This window comes from Cyanobium sp. ULC082, from assembly GCF_977927535.1.
Genome location: NZ_OZ376397.1, coordinates 497,077 through 522,207 on the forward strand (window position 1 = coordinate 497,077; position 25,131 = coordinate 522,207).

Here is a 25,131-nt window from a genome sequence, read left to right on the forward strand (position 1 = left end):
TCCTTTCACCTTCATCACCCTAGATCAATGAGCCAGCTCACCCACCGTGGCTATTGACAAGACGACAATAACCGCGAGCGGTCTCAATCCCCCTTGGGCGTGAGCGCCTTCATGGCTTCGTCGATGTTGAAGTCGAGGCTCGCCATGCGCGGTGGATAGTCCTTGAGCGATTGCATCAGCACGCCGACCTGAGCGAAGGCGGGTGCATAGGTCCAGGCGTGGTTCTCCTGCCATTCGTCGAAACCGCGAGAATGCTGCATGCGCTCGAACGGATCAAGTTTCAGGTTGGTCACCAGCGGCGTCAGCATGTTCTGCTGGACGCCGTTGAACCACTTGTCCTGCTTGACGAACAGGAACTTCCAGTCGCCGTAGCGGATGCCGTGGAGCTTGGTTTCTGTGAAGTAGTAGAACTCCTTGCGCTTGGACGTGCCCATGCCGGTGATGAGCTCACTCTGGTCGTAGCCATCCAGGTGGATGTGGGTGTAGGTCTGCTCGCCGGCCTGGTAACTGGTGAGGAGCTTCTCCTTCAGGTTCGGCTCACCGACAGCGGCCATCAGGGTGGGAACCCAGTCCTGCATGGTCATGAACTCACCGGTTGTCGTGCCGGCGGGGATCGTGCCGGACCACTTCACCAGCATCGGCACGCGGAAGCCACCTTCCTTGCCGCCCACACCTTTTTCACCACCGAACGGGGTGTTGCCGCCATCGGGCCAGCTGTTCAGCGCCGGACCGTTGTCGGTGGAGAACATCACGATCGTGTTGTCCGCGACGCCCAGCTCGTCGAGCTGTTTGAGGAGTTCGCCGACTGTGTCGTCGAGTTCCATCATGCCGTCGGCATAGAGGCCATAGCCACTCTTGCCCTCGTACTCAGGCGAGAGGTTGGTGCGGTAGTGCATCCGCGTGGTGTTATGCCACACGAAGAATGGTGTGTCGGCCTCGACGGCGTCGTTGATGAAGCGCTTGGATTCGACAAGGATTTCAGCATCCAAGGTGCGCTGGCGCTGCTGCCCGAACGGGCCTTTGTCTTCAATCGTCTGCGTGCCATCGGCATTCGCCCAGGAGTGAATCACGCCGCGCTGCGCAAACTGCCTGGCCACTTCAGGGTCTTTCGGGAAGTCGTACTGCTCGGTGTATTCCCCGGCATTGAGGTGATACAGAATGCCGAAGAACTCGTCGAAGCCGTGGGCGGTGGGCAGGTGCTCATCGCGGTCGCCCAGGTGGTTCTTGCCGAACTGCCCTGTGGCGTAGCCGAGCGGCTTGAGCAGGCTGGCCAGGGTTGGATCCGCCTTGCTGAGGCCCTGTTCCGCCCCAGGCAGACCGACGGTCGCCAGACCCACCCGGATCGGATGCTGCCCGGTGATGAAGGCCGCGCGTCCCGCCGTGCAGGAGGCCTCGCCGTAGTGATCCATGAAGATCAGGCCTTCTCTGCCGATGCGGTCGATGTTCGGCGTGCTGCCGCCCATCATCCCGCGGTGATAGGCGCTGATGTTCCACATGCCGACGTCGTCGCCCCAGATGATCAGGATATTGGGCTTTCTCGCTTGACTCATCTTGAACTCTTTCGTAGATGGTTGATGGTTTAGGCCCAGCCAATACAAGGTTGCTCCCAGCATCAGCTGGGAGCAACGGTCATCGGAAGCTCAGCTGGCGCCCCCGGCGGAGATCATCTTCTCGAGCACATCGCCGACGGTGAAGCTGGCGGCCTTCTGGCGGGGTGGATACGCCTTGAAGGTAGACAGAAATTCAGCCACGAAGGCCTGCGCCGGGACCAGCATGAAGGCATGGTCGAGCATCCAGTCCCAGTAGGTGTTCGAGGTGACGTCGGCCCGCTCGTAGGGATCGGTGAGCAGGTTGAAGATCTTGGGCACCCGCAGCGCGGTGAAGGGCTCGGCCCACACCTGCAGCGTGCCGGCGGCGCGCTGCTCCATGAACACGAACTTCCAGTTGTCGAAGCGCAGGCCGGTGAGATCGCCGTCGTCGGAGAAGTAGAAGAACTCCACCCGCGGGCTCTTGTCGGTCTTGCCCGTCCAGTAGTCGAGCATGTTGTAGCCATCGAGGTGGATGTGGAAGTTCTTGCTTCCCACCTGATGGCCGTCGAGCAGCTTCTGCTTGATCTCAGGCTCGCCGGCGGCGGCCAGCAGCGTGGGCAGCCAGTCGAGATGGCTGACAACGCCGGTGAACAGGGTGCCCGGCTCGATCTGGCCGGGCCAGCGCACCAGGGCGGGCACCCGGTAGGCCCCCTCCCAGTTGGAGTTCTTCTCGTTGCGGAAGGGGGTCATGCCGGCATCGGGCCAGCTGTTCATGTGCGGGCCGTTGTCGGTGCTGTACATCACGATCGTGTCATCGGCGATGCCCAGCTCATCCACTAGATCCAGCATCTGGCCGATGCAGTTGTCGTGATAGATCATCACGTCGTGGTATTCCGACTGCCACCGCCCTGACTGGCCCACATCCTGGGGCCGCGCATGGGTGCGGAAGTGCATGTGGGTGGTGTTGAACCACACGAAGAAGGGCTCGCCGGAGGCCACCGCCTCGCGGATGAAGCGCTTAGCCTCCACGATGAACTCGTCGTCGGCAGTTTCCATCCGCTTCTTGGTGAGCGGGCCGGTGTTCTCGATCCGCTGGGTGCCGTCTCCGTTGGCCCAGCAGTGCAGCACGCCGCGCGGGGCGAAGCGCTTGCGGAAGTTGGGAAACTCCGGATCGTCTTCTTTGGGGTAGTCGCGAAGTTCGGGTTCTTCCTCGGCGTTGAGGTGATAGAGGTTGCCGAAGAACTCATCGAAGCCGTGCATCGTCGGCAGATGTTCGTCGCGGTCGCCGAAGTGGTTCTTGCCGAACTGGCCGGTGCGGTAGCCCAGCGGCTGGAGCAGCTCGGCGATGGTGGGATCCTCGGCTTGGAAGCCCGCCGCGGCGCCGGGCAGGCCCACCTTGCTGAGGCCTGTGCGGAACACGCTCTGGCCGCTGATGAAGGCGGCGCGGCCGGCGGTGCAGCTCTGCTCGGCGTAGTAGTGGATGAAGCGGCCGCCTTCCTTGGCCACCCGATCGATGTTGGGGGTCTGATACCCCATCAGGCCGTCGCTGTAGCAGCTCAGATTGCTCTGGCCGATGTCGTCGCCCCAGAGGATGAGGATGTTGGGTTGGCCGTTGGGCATGGCGAGGGGAGAGGAGCGAGTGCTTGCTGCCCAGTTTGCCCAGCAAGGCAGAATTGGGGCATTCAAAAAGTGCGGTTTTCAGGCCAGCGGCATGATCCGTTTCGGTTGTGTCGAGGAACTGGCCGCAGCCCTTGCCGGCTTTGGACTCCGCTTTGATCTCATTCAGCTGGAACCAGGCCCGCTCCACGGCGACCTGCTCGCCCTGAGCTTCGGCTCGCAGCAGCTGTTGCGGGTGGGCGCTGCACATCGCCGGTGCCAAGCCGGCGCAGCGACAGCTGTTCAGCTTCGAGCTGGGTCCCGCTCCCCTGAGCGGCCAGCTCCGCTCCCACGGCCAGTCGCTTCCCGCCGATGTGGTGTTCGGCATGGCGACAACCGGGGAGGTGCATCTCACCACAGGCGGCCAGCGGTCGCTGGCTGTGCTGGTGATCGATCCAGCCTCGTTCCAGCAGGTGGCGACGGCCCTGGGTCATGGCCGCTGTGCTGACCAGCTGTGCCGATCCAACTGGTTGCCGATCGAGCCGAGCCGCTATCAGCGGTTGCGCCGCCATCTGCTCCAGCTTTTTGCACTCTCGGAGCTCTCCCCTCCGCTGCGTGGCGATGGACTGGAGCACGTTCATCGGCAGATGGCACTCCAGGCGGATCTGCAGGCGGATCTGCTGCCATTGCTGGTGGAGACCCTGGCTGCTGCCTGCGATGCCGGGCCGCAGCTGCGGCGAGCTCCGGCGCGGATCGAGGTCGTCAAGCGGGCCCAGGACTGGATGGTTCGCCATCCGGATCGGAACACCAGCCTCGATGGGATCTGTCAGGAGCTCCGTGCCAGCCGGCGCACCCTGATTCAGGGTTTTCAGGACCACCTCGGCATGGGCCCGATGGCCTTCCGCAAACTCCAGCGGCTGCACATGGTGCGCCAGGCCCTGCTGGCCGCCGACCCGCAACGGACCACGATCACGGCGGTGGCGGCCCGGTTCGGCTTGCTCAGCGGCGGACATTTCGCCCGGGATTACCGGCTGCTTTTCGGTGAGCGGCCCGGCTTCACCCTGGCGGCCCCTGCGAAGACGCGGCCCCAGTCCCGTCGCATGCTCACCACCGTCCAGCCCCGCGAGCCGGCCTGATCAAGGGCCACGTCGAGCTTGCCGAAGGCGGACAGTCGGTCGTAGGCCACTTCCCGTTCGCCATCATCGTGGTGAACGATCAGGCCCAGCCGCTCGCCCGGACCGGCGGTGGTCCAGCGCAGCATGGCCAGGTCGCCGTCGGAGTTGCCGAAAGCGGCGATCGGACGGCGGCCGATCTGGCGGTGGATGGCAACAGGTTTGCCGTCCCCGTCGTCGATGAAGTCGATCTCCGGCAGGCGCAGCAGCTCCGGCTCTCCTCCGGACTCGCCGTAACGGAGCTGGATCGAGCTGCCGATCACCTGCTCCGGGGGAATGCCATAGGTCTCCTCGGCAAACACCCGCAGAAAATCGACCCCGCCGCCGGAGACGATCCAGGTGCGGAACCCCCTGGATCGCAGCAGCGCCAGCAGTTCAAGCATCGGCTGGTAGATCAGCTGGGTGTAGGGAACCCCCAGCACCGGGTGGCGGGCGGTGTGGATCCACCGGCGCACCAGCAGCGCGAAGTCCTCGGTGCTCATGCCTGCGTGGGTCTGGGCGACCAGCTCCAGCACGCCCCGGCTGCCGAGGGCCATCACGGCCTTCCCATCGCCGGACGCCGCTGCCGCGATCACCGGACTTGCGGCCAGCTCCTGCTGCTGCCGCAGCAGGGCGCGGGCACGATCGATCGCGAAGGCCAGCTGCACGTACATCGGCTGCTCCGACCACAGCGTGCCGTCGTTGTCGAAGACGGCGATGCGTTGCTCCGGCGGAACGTATCCCGATCTTCCCTCCGTGGTGACGGCTTCGAGAAAGGCAAGAATGCGCCGGCGGGCCTCTCCTGCTCGCCAGGAGGGCAATGGATCAGTGGATCCGCCAGGGGCGCCGGTGGTGGGGTTGCTGGACAGCTGGGCAGCGCCGGCGAGAGCCGGCCAAACGGGCAACAGAACGGCCATCTTCAGTGCCAACCGGCGTGACAGGCGGCCAGAGCCGTGGTGAGCCAGCCCGCTCATGCCTGCACCAGGCGGCTTTTCTGCCACTTCAGGAAGGGAATCGACACCAGCACCGTGACCAGCAGATAGGCCAGGACGGCCAGTTTCAGGCCGGGCATGCTGCTGCCGCCGTAGGTGGAGGCGAACAGCAGGGCCAGCCCCGGGTTCCGCATCGAGGTGACCAGCGCCACGGTGGTGCGCTCCTGGGGCGTCGGGCCAGCCAGCAGGAAGCCGATCGCCAGGGCCGCCGCCACCATCACCGCCATGAAGCCGAGCGCCAGGCCGTTGGTGGCCGCGAACGGCAGGAGCAGGGGGCCCACCTTGACCAGCACCACCACGATCAACAGCAGAAACAGCCCATTGGCGATCTTGTCGAGCGGACCCTCCAGCCGCGCCACCCAGCCTGGCCGCCAGCGCCGCAGCAGCAAGCCGGCCAGAAGTGGCAGCACCTGGGCTTTCCCAACCTGCAGGGCCACCTCGCGGGGGCCGATGTTCCAACCATCGATGCCGAACGAGGCCCGGTACAGATCAGCCAACAAAGGGATCGACACGATGGCGGCCACTGCCGCGCAGGCCTGCAGCAACGCTGCCAGCTGGCGATCGCCGCCGCTCTTGCCGGCCTTGCGCAGGGTGAGCGGCGCGCTCGGGGAGGCGGCCATCAGGGCGATGCCGAAACGGGCCGTGGGCGTCAGGGCGAAGCTCAGGGGCAGCTTCAGCAGCAGCAGCGCCACCAGGGGCACCAGCACACAGGAGCCGATCAGCACCCGGATCACCAGGGCCGGCCGGTGGCGGATCTGCGCGAGTGCCTCGCTGCGCAGGCCCAGCCCGAGGGCGAACATGATCGTGAACAGGGTGAGGCTGACGAGCAGGGCGCTGGCCTGGGCCATGGCGATCAGGGGGAGGGGGTTGAAGGGCTGTGCGGCTTAAAACGCCCCGTAGGCCAGCATCGCCAGGGCGACACCACCGATCAGGGTGAGGCTCACCGCCGTGGCGGTGGCGATCGAGCGCTGCTCGCGATACACGAAGGTATCGCCGTTCAGGCGGCGCAGGTCGCGGCGGTGCTGGAGCGTGGCGGCGGCCATCGCCACCATGCCGGTGACCACGAAGGCCATCGAGACCAGCCGCACCCCGATCCCCGCATGCCCGACCACGCCGCCCTGGCTCCGGATCGCGGCCACGATCTTGTCGAGGCCGAAGCCGAAGCTGATCAGCGACAGGCAGGTGCGGATCCAGGCCATCAGGGTGCGCTCCGCCGCGTCGCGGTTGCGCTGCTTGGCCAGCTCGTTGGTCATGTTCATGCGGCCGATTCTCCAGAACCTTGTCCAGAAGCGGATTGCCGCTCCAGCCGGGTCTCGGCCTCCAGCTCCCGTGCCAGAAACACGTTGAGGAAGGTGCGGATCACGGCCACCACCGCCAGCTGAACCAGGTTGGGGCCGGATGGGGTGGTGGTGGTGGCCACGATGTCGGCGCCAAGCTGGAACTCCAGCGCCATCGACAACCAGCTGCCGAAGCAGATCCTGGCGGCGGCCAGGGAGCGGCGCTGGCCCCGGCGCCCTGGCCGCTGGCTGAACTGCTGGGAGACGCAGGCCAGCAGGCCCAGCAGCACGGTGGCAACGGAGAGCGCCTCCAGAACGAAGCGCAGCCCACCGGCCACCTGCAGCAACAGATCTTCGGCGGATTCAATCATCGGCTTGCGGGTGCTGCGGGTGGGTGATCAGGTGGGTCAGCCAGCCCGGCACGCTCAGGGAGGCCACCAGGATGGTGAGCGACGTGCTCAGTCGGCTGGAGAAGGTGCGGGCGGTATCCAGTCCCCCATGCAGGAAGGCGAAGGTGACGAGCACGGCGAACAGCCCGGTGGTGAGGGCGCTGGCCGAGCGCAGCAGATCCTTGGGCTGGCGATCCACCAGGGAGTGCCTGGTGCTGAGGGCGAGGCCGGCCAGGCTGCCGGCTGCGGCGAGAAGCACAACGGAAACCACCCGCGTCGCAAGGTTGGCCTGCGGCTCACTCTCCTGCAGCGCCCTGGCCAGCACGGTGGCATTGCCGAGCAGACAGCCGGCCGCCGAGCCCAGCAGGGCCCACCAGCGCAGTGGGCTGGCCATCCGCCCGGCCAGGGTGGCCCCACCGGCCAGGGTGATCGAGCTCAGCAGGGTGGAGGGAACGGTGTCCAGATGGCTGCTGATCAGATAAGCCGCAGTGAATCCCAGTGCAGCACCGAACAATCGTTCGAGTTGCTCACGCCTGCCTGTGGGCGCGCTTCCTGGAAACCGTTCCGGCATGGCTGCAGCAGAGAGCGGTGGTTCAGGGATCATGCTCGCCGCCTTCCGGCGGATGGCAACCCAGCTGGTCAGAGCAGATTGGCTGCCAGCTCCGCCAGGGCTGAGCGCTCCCCTTTGCGCAGGGTCACGTGGCCGGCCAGCTCCTGGCCCTTGAAGCGTTCCACCAGCCAGGTGAGGCCATTGCTGTCGGCATCCACATAGGGATTGTCGATCTGATAGGGATCACCGGTGAAGACGATCTTGGTGCCTTCTCCCACCCGGGTCACGATCGTTTTCACCTCATGGGGGGTGAGGTTCTGGGCCTCGTCCACCACCATGAACTGGCGTGGAATCGAGCGGCCGCGGATGTAACTGATCGCCTCCACCTCCAGCAGGCCCATCCCCTTGAGATCGGCCCAGTTGTTGCGTGGCGGCCGGCCCTGACGGGGTGCGGCGTTGGCGGGTTCCTCGCTGCCCAGCAGAAAGTCGAGGTTGTCGATGATCGGTTGCATCCAGGGGCCCATTTTTTCCTGCAGGTCACCAGGCAGAAAGCCGATGTCCTTGCCGAGGGGGATCACCGGTCGGGTCACCAGGAGGCGGTCGTAGAGATGCTCGTCTGCCACCTGATTCAGGCCGGCAGCGAGGGCCAGCAGGGTCTTGCCGGTGCCGGCCTTGCCCACCAGGGTCACCAGCTGGATGCTGGGATCCAGCAGCAGATCGAGGGCGAAGGTCTGCTCCCGGTTGCGGGCCATGACCCGCCCCAGCTTGATCCGGCCTCCCTTCTGCAACGGCCTCAGGCTCCCGCCTGCCGCGCTGTAGCGCGCCAGCAGGGTATGGGCGGGGTTGGCTCCATCCACCAGGGTCACGCCTTCGTTCGCCTGCAGCGGTGGCTGGTCGGCGGGGCGCGGGGTGAGCCGTGTCAGGGGCAGACCACCCTCCCGGTGCAACTGTTCGATCTGGGCGGCGCTCACCCACCACTCGGTGAGGCCGGGATAGAGATCGGCGATCGCCACCTTGCCGGTGCTGTAGTCCTGGGCGATCAGCCCCACCGCATCCGCCTTGATCCGCAGGTTGGTGTCCTTGGTCACCAGGATCACCGGGGGATCGCTGCCCATCACTCCGTGGAGGCGTTGCTCAAGGGCCACCGCCAGGATGTTGTTGTCCCCATTGCCGCTCTGGAGTTCCGGCGGCAGCTGGCTGAGGGTCTGGCTGCGACAGAACACCACCTTCAGCCGCCCCCGGTGCGTGGCTTCGATCTCCACCCCCTCGGCCAGATTTCCCTTCTCCCGCAGTCCGTCCAGCAGACGGGAAACCAGGCGGGCGTTGCGTCCTTTCTCGGTGGCGTCCCGTTTGAACCGGTCGATCTCCTCGACCACCTCGATCGGGATCACGACGTTGTTGTCCTCGAATCGGTTCAGGGCGCCCGGGTCATGGAGCAGAACGTTCGTGTCGAGAACGAAGGTCTTCTTCATTCCATCCCAGGGGAGATCTCAGGCCAGAACCTAGGTCCGAGCGTCTGTCAACGCTTACGCTCCCGCTGTTTCCGGCTGCACGGCGTTCGTTTTGCCCTTCCTGTCTTCTCTGCTCTGCTGGCTGCTGATCGCCACCCTGCTGTTCGGCCTCACACTGCTGTGGCTGGAGCTCCGCCATCGGCTCCGGCCCGCCTCACCCCTGCGGCTCGAGGCGGGGGAGTGGACGGTGACCCCCGCGGCAGCGACCGTGGAGGTGGAGCTTGCCATCGCCATCCACAACCCCCATGCCCGCATGGAGGTGATGGTGCCGGAGATCAGTCTCCTGCCCACCCTGCTGGGTCGCGGCGATCTGGATGGTGTTCGGATCAGCAGCCGCGTCGTCGCGGAGCACCCCGATGAGCCGGCCCGCCCGGACGGCTACTGGGCGGCATACATCGTCAAGGGCCATAAAACCACCCGGGCCAAGCTCCACCTGCGCATCCAGGCGGATCCTTCCCTTTCCAGCAGCGGGGAAGCCATCAGCCCCCTCGCCGATCGACTCGACACCCTCTGGCTGGAGATTCTCTGGGTGAACTACGGACCCTTCGGCCGGCTGCAACGTCGCGATGGGGTGCTGATCCCGCTGCGTCGGCCCGAGCCGCTGGATCCGGCCACTGCCCAGTGGCGCAGTGGCGAGGGCTGTCGCGTCCTGCCGGTGCCCACCCATCTGCTCGGCGTGCTCGATGATCCTGCCGAAGTGCTGCGTCGTTATGCCGGCGCCATCCTCCAGGCCGGCGACATCCTCACGATCGGTGAAACGCCCCTGGCGGTGATCCAGGGCCGTTACAACCATCCCGCCATGGTCGAGCCATCCGGCCTGGCCCGGTTGCTCTGTCGCGTCTTTCACCCCACCAGCAGCCTGGCCACCGCCTGCGGTCTGCAGACATTGATCGACGATGTCGGTCCGGCCAGGGTGCTCTGCGCCTGGCTGGCCGGCAGCCTGATGAAGCTGGTCGGCAGCCGTGGGGGCTTCTACCGGCTGGCCGGCGAGCAGGCCCGCCTGATTGATGACATCACCGGCACCACTCCCCCCTACGACCAGACGATCGTGCTCGGCCCGGATCAGCCTGAACGCGCCTGCCGCGATCTGGCGGCCAGCCTCGGTGTTCCCGTCGCCGTGGTCGACGTCAACGATCTGGGCCGGGTCAAGGTGCTGGCTTCGAGCCCGGGCTGTGATCACGCCCTGCTGCAGCGTGCCCTGCGTCCCAACCCGGCCGGGAATGCCAATGAACGCACCCCCCTGGTGGTTGTCAGGCCCGCTTGAGCTGCCGATACAGTTCTGACAGTGGCCGTTCCCTGTGCATCATCCCGCTCCCATTGGTCCCACGGGAGTTGATGCGCTCCCTGAACCGGGCGATCTGAGGATCGAGCCGCTCCAGGGCTGGTGTCTGCCATTGCTCCAGTCGGAAGCCTTCGTCGACCTCCAGCCCCTGCTGCAGCGTTCCCTGCTGCTTCAGCAGCCGGAGCGGTTGCTGAACCGCTGGATCAGCAGGCCACCGCTGGCACCGGAGATTCTGGTGGCCTTCCGCAGACCGCAGCGAATCATCGGCCTGGCCATCGTGCGTCGCCTCAACCGAAGCGGTACATGCTGGGGGATCGATCAGCTGCGCACCTGTCGGCAAGCCCTGGTCCAGCCCGGCAGCCCGACTGTCCGGCAGGTCGAGACGGCCCTGGTCAAGGAGGCCCTCCACCGCCGCCTTGGCGCCACCAGCTGGATCGCCTCCGCGGCCACCGATCGCTGTGATCGGTTGGCCCTGTTGCGTGAACAGGGCTTTCAGCCGCTCCGCAACCAGACCGTCTGGCGCTGGGAGCCAGCTGGCCGCCCCCACCCCGGCAAGGAGGTGGCCGCCGAGCTGGAGCTCTGTCCGTTGAACCGACGCACCGCTGCGCTGCTCTGGCACCTCGAGCAGGCGGCCTGCCCGGCCCAGTTGCGCCAGTTGCTGGATCGCCGCAGTGAGGATCTGCTCGACCAGACCCAGGGCCCCGGCCTGCTCTGGGTCGATCCGACCCGCCAGCAGGCGGTGGCGGGGGTTCGCGGTCTGCGCGCCCACGGTCAGGGCCAGCGGGAACTGGAGCTCACCATCCACCCTGGCTGGTCCCACCTGCTCGGCCCTCCCCTCGAGAGGCTCCTGGTCGAGGCGGCCAGGCAGGCACCCCGCGTCTGGCTCCGCAGTGACACGGCTGATTGCGAACGCTCCCTCTGGTTGCAGGGAATCGGCGCAGTGGCAGAGGGGGAAGAGCTGCTGATGGGCCGCAGCGTCTGGCGGCGCCAGGAGTCCCTGGCCCCCGCCGAATCCTCCCGCTGGCGGCTCGACACGGTGCTGGAAACCTTCAAGCCCCGCCGCCGCCCAGTGCCGACACCCCTGCTGCCGAATCCTGGCCTGCGTCACGGCCCCACCGTGCTGGGCTCGTCGCGGTGAGCTTCGGTTGAGCCCGCGCCAGGCACCCCGGCCCCGATCCGTGCTCACCCTTGATGTGGGGCGGCGACGGATCGGCCTGGCCGGATGCGATCCACTCGGGTTGACGGTGATCCGCCTGCCGGCCCTGCTGCGCCGCAGCCTCGAGGAAGACCTCCAGCAGCTGCTGCCCCTGATCCAGCAGCGCCAGGTCACAGCCCTTGTGGTCGGGCTTCCCCTCGATTCCCGGCAGCGCCCCACCCCCCAGGCCCTCCATTGCCGCCGCTATGGCGAAAGCCTTGCCAGGGCGCTCGATCTGCCCCTGGCCTGGGTGAACGAGTACGGCAGCAGCTGGGAAGCCGGCGAACGGCACGGCCTGCACGGCGACCGCAGCGGCCGCCTCGATTCCGCAGCGGCTGCCCTGCTGCTGCAGCAGTGGTTGAGTGAAGGACCGGAGCCGGGTCCGGTCAGGCTTTCGACCCAGCCGGGCGGCCAGCCGGCCGACGCTGCGACATCCTGAGGGGGATTGCCATGTGCCCATGAGTGCTGAAGGACCTTTGAACGCCGGATCCGGTGACATTCCGACGGTGGTGGTCCGGGATGACATGGGACGCCAGCTTCTCTGCTACCTGGAGCAGCTCATCCCTCTCGATGGCCGGGATTACGCCCTGCTCACCCCCGTTGACACCCCGGTCTGTCTGTTCCGCATGCACGGGGACGACGAGGAGCCTGAGCTGATCGAAACGATCCACACCAGCGAACCGATTCTCTCGGTGGCCGACGTGGTCCTGCAGGAACATGATCTGCTGCTGGTGCGCTCCGCCGTCACCCTCACCGTGAGCGGTGAGCTGGAGGAGCCTGATCTCGATGAATTCGACGACGAGGAGGCGGATGACGAGACCGACACCTACGAACTCCTGGTCAGCTTCATGGTCGACAATGGCGAGTACGGGCTTTATATCCCCCTTGACCCATTCTTTGTGGTCGCCCGCATGCAGGACGGTGACGCCATCGTGGTGGAAGGAGAGGAATTCGAGCGGGTGCAGCCCTTGATCGAGGCTGAACTCGATGATCGGGAGCTGGCTGGGTGAAGCTTCAGCGACTGCTCCAACCCAGCTGGATGCTGGACACCAGCCTGGCCCAGCTGCCTCTGGAGCGTCTGTTCAATGGACAGATCAAGGCGTTGATCCTGGATGTGGATCGCACGCTGCTGCCCCGCCACCGCTCAGAACTGCCCCCGGCGATGGAGCAATGGTTGCGCGAGGCACAGCAGCACCTGCGTCTGCACCTGTTCAGCAACAACCCCTCCCGGCGCCGCATCGGTGCCGTCGCCAACCGGCTCGATCTGCCCTTCACCACCTCGGCGGGAAAGCCCCGCCGCCGTGCCCTCCGCAAGGTGCTGGCCGAGCTGGGTCTGCCCCCCCACCAGGTGGCGATGGTGGGGGACAGGCTGTTCACTGATGTTCTGGCCGGCAATCGGCTGGGGCTGTTCACAGTGCTGGTCAAGCCTGTGGATCCCCAGGGCCTCACCTGCGAGCGGGATCGGCTGCAGCGCGCCGAGCTGAGCCTGGCCCGCTGGATGGGGGCCAGCCTGGGTCGATGAGCTTCCGGCGGGTGATCAAGGTGGGTACCAGCCTGTTGCGTGGCACGGCGGGCCGTGACACCGCCCAGGTGATTGATGGGCTGGCTGAAAGCCTCAGCCGCCAGCGTCGCTGCGGTGAGGCGATCACCCTGGTCACCAGTGGTGCGGTGGGGCTCGGTTGCCATGCCCTGAAGCTGGCCCAGCGGCCCGGCGAAGTGGTGGCGCTGCAGGCCGCCGCCGCCATCGGCCAGGGGAGGCTGATGGGCTTCTATGAAGCCTCCTTCGCCCGCCACGGCGAAACGGTGGCCCAGGTGCTGCTCACCCGCGGCGATCTGGCGTCACGCCGTCGGTATCAGAACGCCTGCCGCACCCTGGAGCAGTTGCTCAGCTGGGGTGTGGTGCCGGTGGTCAACGAGAACGACACCCTGGCCACCGATGAATTGCGCTTCGGCGACAACGACACCCTTTCGGCTCTGGTGGCGGTGGCGATCGGCGCCGATGAGCTGGTGCTGCTCACCGATGTGGATCATCTCTACTCCGGTGATCCCCGCAGCGATGCCACCGCCGAGCCGATCGAGGAGGTGCGTGATCTGATCGAACTCGCCCGGCTCAGCGGCGTCGCCAGCGGCGGTGGCCGCTGGGGCACCGGCGGCATGACCACCAAGCTCACCGCCGCCCGGATCGCCACCTCCAGCGGCGTCCGCGTGCGCCTCGCCGATGGCCGGGACCCGGCGGTGCTCGATGCCCTGCTGGCCGGGGAGCGGCTGGGCACCGTCTTCCAGCCCAGTTCCACTCCCCTGCCGGATCGCAAGGGCTGGCTGGCCCATGCCCTGATTCCCCGCGGCAACCTGATCATCGATGCAGGGGCCGAGCGGGCCCTGCTGGAGCGGGGTGCTTCCCTCCTGGCCGTGGGCATTCAGCGGGTGGAGGGCAGCTTCGGGCGTCGTGATGCCGTGCGTCTGCTCTCGCTGCAGGGTGAGGAGATCGGCCGGGGCCTCACGGCTCTGAGCAGCGATGAACTGAGGAAGGTGCAGGGCCTCAGCAGTGAGGCGGCCCAGCGGGCCCTCGGCCAGCCGAGTGGAGATGCGGTGGTGCACCGCGACCATCTGGTGCTGACCGCAGCAGCGGCGATCCTCCCCTAGGACTGCGGGCCTACGATCCGGCCGCCCCCGGTCCCCGGAGATGCGCTTCAGCGAACTGCTCACCCACCTGAGTGAGGCCAGTGGCGGCAGTCCCGTCCATCTGGCCGACGATCCCGAGCTCGGTGCCTGTGCCGCCGTCGACCAGGCCGGTCCGGGTGCACTGGCCTTCCTCGAGCCGGGCCACAGCCTCGCCGCCCTGCTCCCAGCCTGCGCAGCCTCGGCCCTGCTCCTGCCAGAGGATCCGGCCCTGCAGCAGCTCGCCAGCCAGCGGGGCATGGCCTGGATCGGTCTGCGCAATCCACGCCTCGGCTTCGCGGAGGCCCTCGAAACCCTCCATCCCGCCAGAATCCTGCCGCCCGGTCGCCACCCGAGCGCCGTCGTCGCAGCCGATGCCCGGCTCGGCGCCGATGTTCATCTCGGTGCCCATGTCGTGGTGGGTGAGGGGAGTGTGGTCGGTGCTGGCTGCACCCTCCACCCCGGGGCAGTGCTCTACCCGGATGTTCAGATCGCTGAGGGTTGCGAGATCCACGCCCATGCGGTGCTCCATTCAGGCAGTCGCCTGGGCCGCCACTGCGTCGTCCACTCCAACGCCGTGATCGGCTCCGAAGGCTTCGGTTTCGTTCCCACCGCGGCGGGGTGGCGAAAAATGCCCCAGACCGGGCTGGTGGTGCTGGAAGACGGGGTGGAGGTGGGCTGCGGCAGCACGATCGATCGGCCGTCGGTGGGTGATACCCGCATCGGCGCCGGCACCAAGATCGACAACCTGGTCCATGTGGGCCATGGCGTGGTCACCGGCAAGGGCTGTGCCCTGGCGGCCCAGGTGGGCATCGCCGGTGGAGCCCGCCTCGGCAATGGCGTCATCCTGGCGGGACAGGTGGGGGTGGCCAACCGGGCCAGGATCGGTGACGGCGCGATCGCTTCATCCAAGTCGGGGATCCACGGCGAGGTGGCTGCCGGCGAGGTGGTCAGCGGCTACCCGGCCATCCCGAATCGCCTCTGGCTGCGCTGTTCAGCCGCCTTCAACAAGCTGCCCGAGCTGGCCCGTACGGTGCGCCAGCTCAGCCGGAATGCCGACGGGTCAGGGTGATGGGCAGCGGTAGCCTCCGGCTGCACCATCCGCCACACCCCCCCAGCCATGACCAGCTACCGGATCACCCTCCTGCCCGGTGATGGCATTGGACCGGAGATCACGGCCGTGGCTTGTCAACTGCTCGATGCTGTGAGCGGGCGCTATGGCTTCGAGCTGAACTACAACGCCCATCCGATCGGTGGCGCCGCCATCGATGCCCACGGGGAGCCGCTTCCCGCCAGCACCCTGGAGGCCTGCCGAGAGAGTGATGCGGTGCTGCTGGCCGCCATCGGTGGCCCCCGCTATGACGGGCTGCCGAGGGCCCAGCGGCCGGAGAGCGGCCTGCTGGGGCTGAGATCCGGCCTGGAGCTGTTCGCCAATCTGCGCCCGGTCAAGGTCATCCCGGCCCTGGTCGGCGCCAGCAGCCTCAAGCCCGAGGTGATCGAGGGTGTGGATCTGATGGTGGTGCGGGAACTCACCGGCGGCATCTACTTCGGCACACCGAAGGGGCGGGTGGAGGCCGACGGCCATGTGCGGGCCTTCAACACGATGGCCTACAGCGACTATGAAATCGATCGGATCGCCCGTGTGGCCTTCCAGCTGGCAAGCGAACGCGACAGCAGACTCTGCAGCGTCGACAAGGCGAACGTGCTGGATGTGAGCCAGCTCTGGCGTGACCGGGTCGAGGCGATCAGCACCGAGTACCCATCAGTGGCCCTCAGCCATCTGTACGTCGACAACGCCGCGATGCAACTGGTGCGGGCCCCCAAGCAGTTCGATGTGCTGCTCACCAGCAACCTGTTCGGCGACATCCTCAGCGACGAGGCCGCCATGCTGACCGGCAGCATCGGCCTGCTTCCTTCGGCCTCGCTGGGCTCCAGCGGACCGGGGGTGTTCGAGCCGGTGCATGGTTCGGCGCCGGACATCGCCGGTCAGGACAAGGCCAATCCGCTGGCGATGGTGCTCTCCGGCGCCATGCTGCTGCGGGTGGGCCTGAAGCAGCCGGCCGCCGCCGCCGACCTGGAGGAGGCCGTGGCCCGGGCGCTGGCGGCCGGGCATCGCACCGCCGACCTGGCCGGTCCCGGCGAGACGACTGTGGGCTGCCGGCGGATGGGGGAACTGGTGCTGGCCGCCCTCTGACCGGTGACCTGCGAAACTCGAACTCGCCTTTCCCCTGTCGCCGATGTCCAAGCGTCACCCGATTGTGGCTGTCACCGGGTCTTCCGGCGCCGGGACCAGCACCGTCAAACGCGCCTTCGAGCACATCTTCGAGCGTGAAGGCATCGTTCCGGTGGTGGTGGAGGGCGACAGCTTCCACCGTTTTGAACGGGGACCGATGAAGCAGGAGATGGCCAAGGCCCAGGCAGCGGGTGTCAACTTCTCCCACTTCGGACCGGAAGCGAACGTGTTCGAAAAGCTTCAGGAGGTTTTTCACTCCTATGCCGGAACCGGCCAGGGTGAAAAGCGCTACTACCTGCACAGTCCGGAGGAAGCCGCCCAGCACAACAGCCGCCTCGGCACCAGCCTCGAACCGGGTCAGTTCACCCCCTGGGAGGCGATGCCCCCCGATACCGACCTGCTCTTCTACGAGGGCCTCCACGGTGGCGTGGTCGGTGAGGGCTATGACGTGGCCTCCCTGGTGGATCTGCTGATCGGTGTGGTGCCGATCGCCAACCTGGAGTGGATCCAGAAGATCAGCCGGGATAACGCCGAGCGGGGCTATTCAGCCGATGCGATCGTGGACACGATCCTGCGGCGCATGCCCGACTACATCAACCACATCTGTCCCCAGTTCAGCCGCACGGATATCAACTTCCAGCGCGTGCCCACGGTGGACACCTCCAACCCGTTCATCTGCCGGAACATCCCCTCTCCGGATGAGAGCTTCGTGATCATCCATTTTCGCAAGGGGGCCAGGGAGAAGTGGGGGATCGATTTCTCCTATCTGCTCCGGATGATCCACGACTCCTTCATGTCCAGCCCCACCAGCATCGTCGTCAATGGCGGCAAGATGGGATTCGCCATGGAGATCATCCTCACCCCGATCATCCATCGAATGATCGAGGAGAAGGAAAAAGCGACCTGACCGATTAAGCTCTCACCATCGATCTGTCTTTGGTGAGGCCAATCTCCTTCACCACACCCCCTGAACCCAGCACCCCCTGCTCCGCTCCATCCTTCGTGATCCGCGGAGCCGGTGGCCAGGGCGTCAGCCCCCTGCGCTGGGATCAGATCAACAGTGGAGATGTGCTCAGGAGGGCTCGTCAGATCTATTTTCATTACGTTGAACAGTGCCCGGCCGGCGGGGCCCCGATCGGGATTGTTCTGCAGGGTCACAGCTCCCAGGGTCGGGTGGTCTTCGACACACCGGTGCTTCTGCCCGAGGAGCAATTCATCCCCCTGGATCTGATCCGCAGCCGGGGCGGACGGCCCCGCGGCTTCCGCTCGCCATGACCGATCCAGCCCTGGCCCTGTTGGTCGCCCTTCTGGGTGCCTGCGTCGGCAGCTTTCTCAATGTGGTGGCCTGGCGGCTGCCCCGCCAGGAATCCCTGTTCTTCCCCGCCAGCCGCTGCCCTCGCTGTGGCAGCAGCCTTGCCTGGCATGACAATCTGCCGGTGCTGGGCTGGCTCCGGCGTCGCGGCCGCTGCGGCCACTGCCAGGGGCCGATCGCCGTGCGCTATCCCCTGGTGGAACTGCTCACGGCCGGGCTCTGGGTGGCGGTGCTGCTGGCCAGGCCGGACGCCATGGGACCGGTTTCCCCCTGGCTGCTGCTGCCGGCCGGTTGGCTGCTGGTGAGCTGGTTGATTCCGCTGGTGCTGATCGACTGCGATCACCTCTGGCTGCCGGAACCCCTCTGCCGCTGGGGCCTGCTGCTGGGCCTGGCCATCACCACCACGCTGGGGCTGAGTCAGTCGGCGGGCTTTGCCCGCGCCCAGCTGTTCGATCACCTGCTCGCCGCGGCCATCGGGCTTCTGGCCTTCGAGGGCCTCAGTGCCCTGGCTGAGCGGTTGATCGGCCAACCCGCCCTTGGCCTCGGCGATGCCAAGCTCACCGCCCTGCTGGGGGCCTGGCTGGGCCTGCTCGGCATGGGGTTGGCGGTGAGCTTGGCGGTGCTGGCGGGAGCTCTGGTCGGCGGGGTGGCCAGGCTGTGCGGATGGCTCAAGCCCAGGCAACCCTTTCCATTCGGGCCGTTTCTGGCCTTCGGTGGCCTCGCTGTCTGGCTGGCCGGTGAAGCCTGGTGGCTGCGGCAGCAGGAAGCTTTCTTCAGCGGCTTCAGCCTTTAATGGAGGGATCGCTCCGATCCCGCTGATCATCGATGTCGCTGTTCGACTGGTTCGCCGATCGCCGCAAGACCACACCGGTGGTGCGTGCCGCCCAGGACGTCGAGGACGGCGATGGCCTCTGGAGCAAATGTCCGGAATGTTCCCTGGTGGTCTACCGCAAGGATCTGATCGCCAACGCCAGTGTCTGCAGCGGATGTGGCCATCACCACCGGATTGACAGCGCCGCCCGGCTGCGGCTGATGGCCGATGAGGGCAGTTTCGAGCCGATCGATCGTGAGCTTTCCCCCACGGATCCGCTGGCCTTCAAGGATCGCCGCAGCTACGCCGATCGCATCCTCGACACCCAGGGCAGCACCGGACTGCGGGATGCCGTCGTCACCGGTTTCGGCCGCCTGGATGGGATCCCTCTGGCCCTGGGGGTGATGGATTTCCGCTTCATGGGCGGTTCGATGGGGTCGGTGGTGGGGGAGAAGCTCACCCGACTGATCGAGGCGGCGACGGATCGGCGGGTCCCGGTGGTGATCGTCTGCGCCTCCGGCGGTGCCCGCATGCAGGAGGGGATGCTCAGCCTGATGCAGATGGCCAAGATCTCCGGTGCCCTGCAGCGCCATCGCCAGGCTGAACTCCTCTACATCCCCCTGCTCACCCATCCCACCACCGGCGGGGTGACGGCCAGCTTCGCGATGCTCGGTGATCTGATTCTGGCCGAGCCGAAGGCGCTGATCGGCTTTGCCGGCCGTCGTGTGATCGAGCAGACCCTGCGGGAGAAGCTTCCCGATGGCTTCCAGACCGCCGAGTACCTCCAGGACCACGGTTTCATCGATCTGATCGTGCCTCGCACCCGGCAGAAGACCATCCTGGCCAGCCTGCTCCGTCTGCACGGCTGCGGCTGTCCGGTGGCGGCCTGAGCCATGCACGGACGTCGACCGCTGAGCTGGAGATCCCAGGGCCCAGCAGGCTGGTGGTTCAGGCTGGCCCTGGCCTTTTCCCTGGCGGTCAGCCTTCTGGTGGGAGCGGCCCCGCTCCTGGCTTCCCCCGTCAGCTGGAAGGAGGTTGCCGCCAGTGCAGAGGGCCGGCAGTGGTGGGATGAGGGCAGCCTGCGGCGCAGCCGGGATGGCTACCTGTCGGTCCTGAGCCGCTACAAGCCAGCCGACACCAGCCAGGCGGGAGAGCTTTATGTGATGGAGGTGGATTGTCTCCAGCAGCGCTTCCGCGACACCTCCGTCAATGGTCTGCCCCGCTTCAGGGCGGCCTGGCAGCCCGCCGATGGCGACTCCCTGATCCGTGCCGTGCTGCAAGAGGCCTGTGCGGCCGGCCTTCCCCTGCTGGCCTCCGGATGAACGTGGCCTCAGCAACCTCCCCACCTCTGAAGGTCGCGGTCGCAGGTCTGGGTTTCGGCGCCGCTGTCCATCTGCCCGCCCTGCAGGCCTGCCCGAACACCGAAGCGGTGGCGCTCTGGCATCCCCGCCCGGCCCGGCTGGAGGCCGCCTGCCGATCGTCCGGCTTGCCGGGGTTCAGCGATTTCGAGGCGCTGCTCGCCGATCCGAGCATCGAGGCGGTGGTGATCGCGACCCCACCCGCACCCCGGTTTGCCCTCGCCCGCGCCGCCCTCGCAGCGGGCAAACACCTGATGCTCGAAAAACCCGTCTGCCTCCATGCCGAGCAGATCCTTGATCTGCAACGACTGGCCGTGACGGCCGGCTTGAGCGTGGCGGTTGATTTCGAGTACCGGGCCGTGCCGATGTTCCTGCAGCTCGAAGCGCTGCTCGCGGGCGGGGTGATCGGTGAGCCCTGGCTGGTGAAGCTGGACTGGCTGATGGGCAGCCGTGCCGATGCCGGCCGGCCCTGGAGCTGGTATTCCCAGCGTCAGGAAGGGGGCGGGGTGCTCGGAGCCCTGGGCACCCATGCCTTCGACATGCTGCATTGGCTGATCGGACCGTCCACATCCGTCTCGGCCTCCCTGTCCACCGCCATTGCGAGCAGGCCCCTGGCCGACGGCAGCGGTGGTCAGGGCGTGGTGGATGCCGACGACATCGCCCTGCTGTCGATCGATCTGCAGGCCGGTGCGGCCGGCAGGGTCCCCGCCCAGCTCAGCCTGGCCTCGGTGACGCGGCCAGGGCGGGGCTGCTGGCTCGAGCTGCATGGCAGCAAGGGCGCCCTGGTGCTCGGCAGCGACAACCAGGCCGACTATGTGCATGGCTTCCAGCTCTGGCGCTCGACTGGGACGGCCTCCCTGCAGCCGGTTCCCGTGGATCCCCGTTTTGCGTTCTCCCGCACCTGGGCTGATGGCCGGATTGCTCCGGTGGCCAGGATCCATGCGGCCTGGAGTGCCAGCGTGCGCGAGGGCAGGCCGATGGTGCCGGGTCTCGGAGAGGGCTATCACAGTCAGCGATGCTGCGATCTGGCCCTGGCCGCGGCGGAATCAGGTCAGCGCCAGAGCATCACCTAGAATCCCCCCAACCCGGTTGGGTCTTTGCTCCAACACCGTTGGGTCCCCGATCGTCTGCAGTCCGGCCCAGCCGGTTCCACCGACGCTCCATCCACCACTTCCTCCAGAGGTTTTCACCATGGCCCTCGTTCCGCTTCGGCTGCTGCTCGACCACGCCGCTGAGAACGGCTATGGCATCCCCGCCTTCAACGTCAACAACCTGGAGCAGGTGCAGTCAATCATGGAGGCTGCCTACGAAACCGACAGTCCCGTCATCCTGCAGGCCTCCCGTGGCGCCCGCCAGTACGCCGGAGAAAACTTCCTGCGCCACCTGATCCTGGCCGCTGTCGAAACCTATCCGGGCATTCCGGTGGTGATGCACCAGGACCACGGCAACAGCCCGGCCACCTGCTTCGGTGCCGCCGCCAACGGCTTCACTTCCGTGATGATGGATGGCTCCCTGGAAGCAGACGCCAAGACTCCCGCCAGCTACGACTACAACGTCGCTGTCACCAAGGAAGTGGTGGATGTGGCCCACGCCATCGGCGTGAGTGTGGAAGGGGAGCTCGGTTGCCTGGGATCCCTGGAAACCGGCAAGGGTGAGGCCGAGGACGGCCATGGCTTCGATGGCGCCCTCTCCCGTGACCAGCTGCTCACCGATCCTGCCGAGGCGGCCGATTTCGTGGCCAAGACGAAAGTGGATGCCCTCGCGATCGCGATCGGCACCAGCCACGGCGCCTACAAGTTCACCCGCAAGCCCACCGGCGAAGTGCTGGCCATCTCCAGGATTGCCGAGATCCACAAGGCCATCCCCAACACCCACCTGGTGATGCACGGTTCCAGCTCCGTCCCCCAGGAGTGGCTTGACATGATCAACAAGTACGGCGGCTCGATCCCCGAAACCTACGGGGTGCCGGTGGAAGAGATCCAGAACGGCATCAGGAACGGTGTGCGCAAGATCAACATCGACACCGACAACCGCCTGGCCTTCACCGCTGCCGTCCGGGAGGCCGCTTTCAAGGATCCTGCCAACTTCGACCCCCGCCACTTCAACAAGCCGGCCAGGGCCTACATGAAGCAGGTCTGCCTTGATCGCTATCAGCAATTCTGGTGTGCCGGCCAGGCCAGCAAGATCAAGCAGCAGAACATCAACTTCTACGCCGATCTCTACGCCAAGGGCCTGCTCGACCCCAAAACAGCCGTGGCGGTCTGAGCTCCGAGCCGGGGCCGCAGGCCAGGCCGATCAGTCCGGGGAGAGCGTCAGCTCTCCCCATTTTTTTGGGCCAGGCTCGCAGGACCAGCCTCAAGGGCCGCCGGCTCACGGAATCGCTGCGAAGCCCGGGATCTGGAAGGCCGGGGAACCAGCCACCGAAACGAGCTTCTTCAAGGCCGTGGCCAGGTCCCGTTCCATCACGAAGCGGCGACCATCGGTCACCACCACCCGCACCAGGGTCGGCAGATCATTGCTGCTGGAACGCAGATAGATCGGCTCCACATACAGCAATCCCTCCCCCACCGGCAGGACAAGCAGGTTGCCGCGCACCAGCTGGGAGCCGCCGGCCCGGCCCCAGAGGCCGAACTGAAGACTGATCTGCGGATCCTGGGCGATCAGGGAGGAAATCTGCTCGGGGCCCAGCAGGAGGCGCTGCTGGGGAAAACGCACGAGCAGCAGCTCTCCGTAGTTGGGTGGATCGTTCCGGGCCGCCAGCCAACCGACCAGATTGGAGCGTTTCACCGGCGAGAAGGGCAGCAGCAGGACGAACTCCGGCTTCTGTTCCCCCGGCAGCTGCAGGGTGGCGTGATACGGCTGAACCGGTACGGATTTGGAGTCGTAGATCTCCGAAGGCACCGCCCACTCGTCCTCACTGTTGTAGAAGGTCCGCACGTCGGTCACGTGATAACGCAGCAGCCGCTCCGATTGAATCGCGAACTGGCTGAGCGGCACGCGGATGTGCTGCAACAACGGCTTCGGCATTGCCGCGATCGGTCTGAACAGCTCGGGGAAGGCCCGTTGCCAGGTGCGGAGAATGGGATCGGAAGGGTCGCTCACGTAGAGCCAGAGGCGGCCGTCATGGGCATCCACCACGGCCTTGACCGGATTGCGCAGGTAGCGGATTCCACTGGCATTGGCCTCGCTGTAGGGGTAGCTGCGGCTTGTGGTGAACCCATCGAGCATCCAGTACTGGTGCTGGCCGGGCCGGTGCCCCGGGCTGGTCTTCAGGTCGACGGTGACGAGATATGGCTCGCTTTCGAAGGAGAGGAAGGGGGCCAGGGCCCGGAGCCGCTCCTTCACCTGGCGCCGGATCAGCAGGAGCGATCGGGGAGTGAAGGACCCGCTGAACAGCACCCTGGGCTCGCTGAGGTAGGTGGCCGCCTTGAACCGCTGCCAGGCATTGCCGAGTCGGATGCCCAGCGTCCCTTCGAAGTGGTTCCAGACGTTGAGCTCTCCCGACGGATAGTCGAACTCCTCCACCTGGGTCGGCGCAATGGCGTAGGACGCTGGTGCCGAGCCGTAGTAGAGGCGGGGACGGCCCACCGGGAAAGCCCTTCTGGCACTCGCATCGCTGATCCCCAGGGCGGCGATGCCCTGGACAACAGCGCTGGGCCCGAGATCCTTCACCAGGAAACTGGGCAGCCCATCGGGCCCGAAGACGTTCACAGGTGACACCGTGAAGCCGTAGCCATGGGTGAAGACCAGATGCCGGTTCAGCCAGGTGCGTGAGCCGCTCGGCAAGGCGCTGGTGTCGATTTCCCGCGCCGCGATCAGCACCTGTTGGGACACCGTGTTCTGGTTCGGATCCCCGAGCACATAGCGATCGACCGCCGCTGAGGGAAAGGTGTAATAGAGCCGGAGCTGCTGCAGCTGGCGGTTGGCGGCCAGCAGTGGCCGGCTGTCCCAGAGGCGGATGTTGGCCAGGGTTCCCGGCGCGGCATCGAGATCGGCCTGGGTGAGCTGTTGTTTGGGCTTGAGGGTGAGCTCTTTGACGTTGTTCAGACCGAAGGCCTTTCGGGTGGCGCTGATGCTCCGTTTCAGGTACTCCGTTTCCACCACCAGCTCCCTGGGTTCCACCCAGAGCCGCTGCACCTGTGGCGCCACCAGGAATTCAGCGATCGGCAGCAGCAGGGCGGTTCCCACCAGGGGCAGCAGGGTGAGTTGGCGCAACCAGTGGCGTCGCATCGGCACCACCAGGCCGAACGCCGTCAGCGCCAGCAACACTGAAAGCAGCAGCCGCAACGGCAAGCGCACATGCAGATCAACGAAACCGGCCCCGGAGGCCACCCCACTGCCGTGCACCATCAGATCAAAGGGGGACAGGGCCGCGCTCAGCGCAGCCACAGCCGCCAGAACGGCGATCTGGGGCTTGAGCACCGCTTTCTGGTCGAGGCTGAGCCCGACGAAGTGCAGATCACTCAACGTGCTGCCCTCGGTGAAGGTGAGCCAGAGGCAACCGGCCAGGCCAACGGTCGCCTGGGCGAACAGAACGCTGAGCAACAGCCTCAGGGCCGGCAATTGCAGCACCGTGAAGCTGAGGTCGAACCCTGTGAGCGGGTCGCTGGCATCGAAGGGGACAGCCAGCAGAGCCGGAACCCAGAGGCTCCAGCCGCGGGCCAGGGCCGTGGCCGATCCGGCCAGGGCCGCGGACAGCAGCAACCGCAGGGTGGTGAGGGGCCAGACCATCAGCGGCAGCAGCAGGGCAGCCCCAAGGCCGGCCAGTAGCAGGGGCGGCAGGTCGGCAACAACGGGGAACCCGCTGATCACATCACCGCTGAACGGAGCTGCGATCAATCCCCTCGCCTGCACCCCCAGATAGGCCAGCCCACCCACGAGCATGACCAGCAGGACCGCCAGAATGGCCAGAAGCGAGCCGCTGTCCAGCTGGAGCAGCGCCATGGCAGGCAGGGGTTTCGACCCGGCCCGTTGCCTCAGGATCCAGCAGCGTTTGAGTTGCTGCAGCTGGAGCGGCACTCCCAGCCCCATCACCAGCAGAAAGGCGACCAGCTGGAGCAGCCAGCGGCGCAGCGCCACGGATTCGAAGCCGAACTGGGCGAACCACTCCCATTCGATTCCCAGGCGTGGAACAGCGACCCCCAGCAGGAAGGCCGCGAGGGAGAGGAGTGCCGCGGCCTTGGCCAGCAGCAAGCGGGGCGGAGAACGCAAGGCCACGGCCTGAGGCTAGACAGTGGTTCGGCGAATGGGCCGTCAGCCTGGAATCCAGCAACTACCTTTTATCCAG

General features: G+C 66.5%; 25 protein-coding genes. 16 read left to right on the forward strand and 9 right to left on the reverse strand.

Translation table 11 applies throughout. The features are described 5' to 3' along the window. Positions 1–83 precede the first annotated feature (83 nt). Complete coding sequence (locus tag ACXMDY_RS02735; protein ID WP_259703041.1) at positions 84–1,613, reverse strand: arylsulfatase; 1,530 nt, start codon at positions 1,611–1,613, stop codon at positions 84–86. 27 nt (positions 1,614–1,640) lie between these two features. Beyond that, positions 1,641–3,149 carry an arylsulfatase gene (locus tag ACXMDY_RS02740; RefSeq protein WP_259703042.1) on the reverse strand — a complete coding sequence of 503 codons (1,509 nt, stop codon included), beginning with the start codon at positions 3,147–3,149 and terminating at the stop codon, positions 1,641–1,643. A 362-nt stretch (positions 3,150–3,511) separates the two neighbouring features. Between ACXMDY_RS02740 and ACXMDY_RS02745 the strand changes: the two genes are divergently transcribed. Next, entirely contained in the window at positions 3,512–4,261 is a 750-nt protein-coding gene (locus ACXMDY_RS02745; protein WP_259703043.1) for a helix-turn-helix domain-containing protein, read from the forward strand. Here the strand turns inward: ACXMDY_RS02745 and ACXMDY_RS02750 are convergent. From ACXMDY_RS02750 to ACXMDY_RS02775, 6 genes are all read right to left on the reverse strand, one after another. Then, positions 4,150–5,181, reverse strand: a complete 1,032-nt coding sequence (locus ACXMDY_RS02750; RefSeq protein ID WP_259703044.1) for an HAD family hydrolase — start codon at positions 5,179–5,181, stop codon at positions 4,150–4,152. The two genes, ACXMDY_RS02745 and ACXMDY_RS02750, sit on opposite strands and share 112 nt — an antisense overlap. Positions 5,182–5,246: 65 nt before the next feature. Further along, positions 5,247–6,116 carry a bile acid:sodium symporter gene (locus tag ACXMDY_RS02755; protein WP_259703045.1) on the reverse strand — a complete coding sequence of 290 codons (870 nt, stop codon included), beginning with the start codon at positions 6,114–6,116 and terminating at the stop codon, positions 5,247–5,249. A 36-nt stretch (positions 6,117–6,152) separates the two neighbouring features. Next, complete coding sequence (locus tag ACXMDY_RS02760; protein ID WP_259703046.1) at positions 6,153–6,527, reverse strand: YidH family protein; 375 nt, start codon at positions 6,525–6,527, stop codon at positions 6,153–6,155. Continuing rightward, positions 6,524–6,916, reverse strand: coding sequence for a DUF1622 domain-containing protein (locus tag ACXMDY_RS02765; protein ID WP_259703047.1), 393 nt, complete (start codon positions 6,914–6,916; stop codon positions 6,524–6,526). Before ACXMDY_RS02765 ends, ACXMDY_RS02760 begins: the two co-directional genes overlap by 4 nt. Further along, positions 6,909–7,505, reverse strand: a complete 597-nt coding sequence (locus ACXMDY_RS02770) for a hypothetical protein (RefSeq protein WP_259703048.1) — start codon at positions 7,503–7,505, stop codon at positions 6,909–6,911. The genes ACXMDY_RS02765 and ACXMDY_RS02770 overlap by 8 nt, the downstream gene beginning before the upstream one ends. Positions 7,506–7,573: 68 nt before the next feature. Further along, complete coding sequence (locus tag ACXMDY_RS02775; protein WP_259703049.1) at positions 7,574–8,956, reverse strand: PhoH family protein; 1,383 nt, start codon at positions 8,954–8,956, stop codon at positions 7,574–7,576. A 91-nt stretch (positions 8,957–9,047) separates the two neighbouring features. Between ACXMDY_RS02775 and ACXMDY_RS02780 the strand changes: the two genes are divergently transcribed. The 15 genes from ACXMDY_RS02780 (at position 9,048) to fba (ending at position 22,109) form a co-directional block, all read left to right on the forward strand. Continuing rightward, entirely contained in the window at positions 9,048–10,259 is a 1,212-nt protein-coding gene (locus ACXMDY_RS02780; protein WP_259703050.1) for a F420-0:Gamma-glutamyl ligase, read from the forward strand. 34 nt (positions 10,260–10,293) lie between these two features. Continuing rightward, positions 10,294–11,415 (forward strand): hypothetical protein, encoded by a 1,122-nt coding sequence (locus ACXMDY_RS02785; protein WP_259703051.1) that lies wholly within the window; start codon positions 10,294–10,296, stop codon positions 11,413–11,415. Between the two features lie 7 nt (positions 11,416–11,422). Beyond that, positions 11,423–11,911, forward strand: coding sequence for a Holliday junction resolvase RuvX (ruvX, locus tag ACXMDY_RS02790; protein ID WP_259703052.1), 489 nt, complete (start codon positions 11,423–11,425; stop codon positions 11,909–11,911). Positions 11,912–11,930: 19 nt separating this feature from the next. Next, positions 11,931–12,482, forward strand: a complete 552-nt coding sequence (locus ACXMDY_RS02795; RefSeq protein ID WP_259703053.1) for a DUF3727 domain-containing protein — start codon at positions 11,931–11,933, stop codon at positions 12,480–12,482. A gap of 29 nt (positions 12,483–12,511) precedes the next feature. Beyond that, on the forward strand, positions 12,512–12,994 hold the full coding sequence (locus ACXMDY_RS02800; RefSeq protein ID WP_399235479.1) for a YqeG family HAD IIIA-type phosphatase: 483 nt from the start codon (positions 12,512–12,514) through the stop codon (positions 12,992–12,994). Then, on the forward strand, positions 12,991–14,115 hold the full coding sequence (gene proB, locus ACXMDY_RS02805; RefSeq protein ID WP_259703055.1) for a glutamate 5-kinase: 1,125 nt from the start codon (positions 12,991–12,993) through the stop codon (positions 14,113–14,115). Before ACXMDY_RS02800 ends, proB begins: the two co-directional genes overlap by 4 nt. 40 nt (positions 14,116–14,155) lie before the next feature. Continuing rightward, entirely contained in the window at positions 14,156–15,202 is a 1,047-nt protein-coding gene (gene lpxD, locus ACXMDY_RS02810) for a UDP-3-O-(3-hydroxymyristoyl)glucosamine N-acyltransferase (protein ID WP_259703056.1), read from the forward strand. A 48-nt stretch (positions 15,203–15,250) separates the two neighbouring features. Beyond that, the gene (gene leuB, locus ACXMDY_RS02815) at positions 15,251–16,324 is read left to right on the forward strand and encodes a 3-isopropylmalate dehydrogenase (RefSeq protein WP_259703057.1); all 1,074 of its coding nucleotides are present in this window, start codon (positions 15,251–15,253) and stop codon (positions 16,322–16,324) included. 43 nt (positions 16,325–16,367) lie between these two features. Next, positions 16,368–17,270 (forward strand): phosphoribulokinase, encoded by a 903-nt coding sequence (locus tag ACXMDY_RS02820; RefSeq protein ID WP_259703058.1) that lies wholly within the window; start codon positions 16,368–16,370, stop codon positions 17,268–17,270. A gap of 32 nt (positions 17,271–17,302) precedes the next feature. Continuing rightward, entirely contained in the window at positions 17,303–17,638 is a 336-nt protein-coding gene (locus ACXMDY_RS02825) for a hypothetical protein (protein WP_259703059.1), read from the forward strand. Beyond that, positions 17,635–18,468, forward strand: a complete 834-nt coding sequence (locus ACXMDY_RS02830; protein WP_259703060.1) for a prepilin peptidase — start codon at positions 17,635–17,637, stop codon at positions 18,466–18,468. The genes ACXMDY_RS02825 and ACXMDY_RS02830 overlap by 4 nt, the downstream gene beginning before the upstream one ends. Before the next feature lie 32 nt (positions 18,469–18,500). Beyond that, positions 18,501–19,376, forward strand: coding sequence for an acetyl-CoA carboxylase, carboxyltransferase subunit beta (accD, locus tag ACXMDY_RS02835; protein WP_259703061.1), 876 nt, complete (start codon positions 18,501–18,503; stop codon positions 19,374–19,376). Positions 19,377–19,379: 3 nt separating this feature from the next. After that, entirely contained in the window at positions 19,380–19,808 is a 429-nt protein-coding gene (locus ACXMDY_RS02840; RefSeq protein WP_259703062.1) for a hypothetical protein, read from the forward strand. Beyond that, a complete protein-coding gene (locus ACXMDY_RS02845) occupies positions 19,805–20,917 on the forward strand; it encodes a Gfo/Idh/MocA family protein (RefSeq protein WP_259703063.1) in 1,113 nt (370 codons plus the stop codon). The genes ACXMDY_RS02840 and ACXMDY_RS02845 overlap by 4 nt, the downstream gene beginning before the upstream one ends. Positions 20,918–21,035: 118 nt before the next feature. After that, positions 21,036–22,109 carry a class II fructose-bisphosphate aldolase gene (fba, locus tag ACXMDY_RS02850; RefSeq protein WP_259703064.1) on the forward strand — a complete coding sequence of 358 codons (1,074 nt, stop codon included), beginning with the start codon at positions 21,036–21,038 and terminating at the stop codon, positions 22,107–22,109. 105 nt (positions 22,110–22,214) lie between these two features. Here fba and ACXMDY_RS02855 read toward each other — a convergent pair whose 3' ends face one another. Beyond that, positions 22,215–25,061 (reverse strand): UPF0182 family protein, encoded by a 2,847-nt coding sequence (locus ACXMDY_RS02855; protein WP_259703065.1) that lies wholly within the window; start codon positions 25,059–25,061, stop codon positions 22,215–22,217. Between the last annotated feature and the right edge of the window lie 70 nt (positions 25,062–25,131).